At 35.7% G+C, this 2,446-nt stretch carries 3 protein-coding genes; all 3 read right to left on the bottom strand.

Annotation, left to right across the window (positions count from 1 at the left end):
- Positions 1 to 302: 302 nt before the first annotated feature.
- Genes BGC07_RS18060 through BGC07_RS18050 form a run of 3 tightly spaced genes read right to left on the bottom strand, consistent with a single transcriptional unit; the run spans position 303 to position 2,276 of the window.
- Complete coding sequence (locus BGC07_RS18060) at positions 303 to 590, bottom strand: hypothetical protein (protein WP_069314456.1); 288 nt, start codon at positions 588 to 590, stop codon at positions 303 to 305.
- The gene (locus BGC07_RS18055; protein WP_069314455.1) at positions 577 to 1,647 is read right to left on the bottom strand and encodes a hypothetical protein; all 1,071 of its coding nucleotides are present in this window, start codon (positions 1,645 to 1,647) and stop codon (positions 577 to 579) included. The genes BGC07_RS18060 and BGC07_RS18055 overlap by 14 nt, the downstream gene beginning before the upstream one ends.
- 2 nt (positions 1,648 to 1,649) lie before the next feature.
- Positions 1,650 to 2,276 (bottom strand): hypothetical protein, encoded by a 627-nt coding sequence (locus tag BGC07_RS18050; RefSeq protein ID WP_069314454.1) that lies wholly within the window; start codon positions 2,274 to 2,276, stop codon positions 1,650 to 1,652.
- Positions 2,277 to 2,446: the final 170 nt, after the last annotated feature.

Genomic DNA, 2,446 nt, shown 5'->3' with positions numbered 1-2,446 from the left:
GATCTCCGGTCGTGTAATTCCATTGTGCGTTTTATGGAAAGGCATACCGTCTAGCTTGATGCTTTTTTCTTTAAATGCAGTGACTAATGTTTCAGCCTTCACTTTAGATTCTCCGTATGTTAAAATTCTTTTTGTAACTTGCTGTTTTTAATCACGTTTTCAGCGACTTCTCACCAAACCTTTTGAGCACATCAGGAGAACACTAACCACCCGTGTTCTCTTTTTTTATCAATCTTGCGTAAAATCTTAAACAACTTGTTTTCGCTCGAAAGAAAAGTAAACATCAAAGACAATGGTATAAGTCAGCTCATGCACGGTTCTGCCGGATTCCTCCTATGTTCGTAGTCATTCTTTCCTCGCTGATTTTCAGCACATGCTAGAAACAAGCTACTTCCTTCACTAAAATTAGAAGTAGTAGCATGCCCCTTACCTGTGTCTGATGGATTATTTGGGTCTGCATTATTACCTTTAAGTCGCTCATCAGTCTTCTGTCTAATTATAGCTCCAACAGGAACAGGTTTATCCTTCGTATCTCTCCAGTCATAATCAAAAACACCCGGATATAAATAAAATTCTTTATTTTTTTTCATTAGCTCGATTATAACGCCTTTGCAAACGTTCCATCTTTTCTATCATTTGATCATAATGGTTTTTTTCATCATTTAATGCTTCTAATATTTCATCTAACGACCTGCAACCCAGTTCTTTTGCTAATCCTACAGGATCTTTTATTTTTTCACGCTTTTCTTCAAAAGCAGAAATAGTTTGACTACAATCATTACGTTTGTTCTTTAGATGATTTATGATAGCAGTAATTATTGATTGAGGATCATCTCCTACCTTTTCATCCAACGTACTTTTTTGAAAGTAAAAAGGCTGATGATGCCTATATTTATCGTACTCTGATAGCAATAAAAAACGGTTACGTTTACTATCTTTAAGGTAATTTGGTGTTTTGTCCAATACTTTCTCATAAAAACATTTTGGTTTTGGATATTTTTTAGGTGGAGTTAGATCTTTTTCCAATTGCTCATTAGCCTTGTCTACCTCCTGCTTTAATGCTTTTCCAAGCTCCTGCGGTGATGACTTAAGATCATAAGTATTACTATCGAGCTTTTCACTCTTTCCTCTCTGACAAGCCGTAACAGCTTTACCAATAGTATTATGATATCGTTCCCATCCTATACTGTCGCTGACTTTTTCCACACCTCCACGCCCAGAGTTATACATACCAGTATAAATCTCTCTTAAAATTAAACCTTTATAATCGACAAAAGTTCGGCCAAGTTGACCTATAATCTTATCTGCTTGTTCTTGATAAACTGCTTTCGATAAGTAAAACAATTTAATCGCACGCAAGTGGTCTGAATCTAACTCATATGTTACTAAGTCTTTGCTCTTAGCTAATTGATCAGGTGCTGCGCGAAGTGAAGGGTCTTCTCTTATTTCTTCAGATGTAATTTCTTTTCCAGGTTCAGGAAGACTCTCAATATCAGATTTTGAGTTTAAACCTGGTTGCTCTTCTCTCGAATATTTCACATTTTCAAAAATTTGATTTACAATGCCATCTAATGCATGCTGATCACCAGGAAATTCACCTCTTTCCTCTCCAATTTTGTTCTGACATATAGATATAGACTCTTCCAAAGTTACAAAAAAATGTAATTTTCAAAATCCTCCCCTAAAAGAGCCTCACCTTCTTCAGAGGTTAAAAATTTTAGTAGATTTATACGATCTTGGTCAGGGTTAAAACCAGCTTCAATAAGAGCATCGTGTGCTCGTTTCCTTTCCCCTATAACTTTTGACTTAAACGCTGATAATATATGTGCTTGGGCCTTACGATCATCATCAAGCTTTAATGATGAAACTGATTCTGGATCAACCAGATGGCCTATTAGGGAATTTAAAGTATTCTCATAAGCAGTCTTCTGATAAGAATCCATAAACCTTTGATCAATTTCCAGCTTATCTCTATTTTTTCTTACTGCCTCTGCAATGACCTGTTTTGGCTCATTTTCAGCTATAGACATTCGTTCAATATCTTTAAAAATATTAGACAGATGAGTCATAGATTCATTTAAATGATTAGAGGCATTAAAAGCCTCTTTTGCAAGCCTAACGATACTAGCACTAGTCTGCCCTAAACGTCCATAATTTTCTGTAGCCAAATTTAGATCACTTTTAGCCAAGTCAGCAACAACTACTAACCCCTCTTTCGCTTTTTTTAACTTCATTAATAGCAAAAGATCATGAAAATTTAATTCTTCAAATAGCATAGCAGCACCTCATACACTTCATATAATGGAGACCAACTCACGTGAGTAACTAACTTCAGTTTTATTAGAATTTATTAATTGTTCTTTCTTTTCCAGAACCTCTTCGAAGAGTCCCGTAAATGATATCTTGCCCGATGAAGCCCCCTGGCCTTCTTGCACTTGAACACTTA

The sequence above is a fragment of the Piscirickettsia litoralis genome, from assembly GCF_001720395.1.
GTDB lineage: Bacteria > Pseudomonadota > Gammaproteobacteria > Piscirickettsiales > Piscirickettsiaceae > Piscirickettsia > Piscirickettsia litoralis.
The sequence above is the reverse complement of the archived record's forward strand: the minus strand, read 5'-3'. Positions and strand labels throughout refer to the sequence as shown.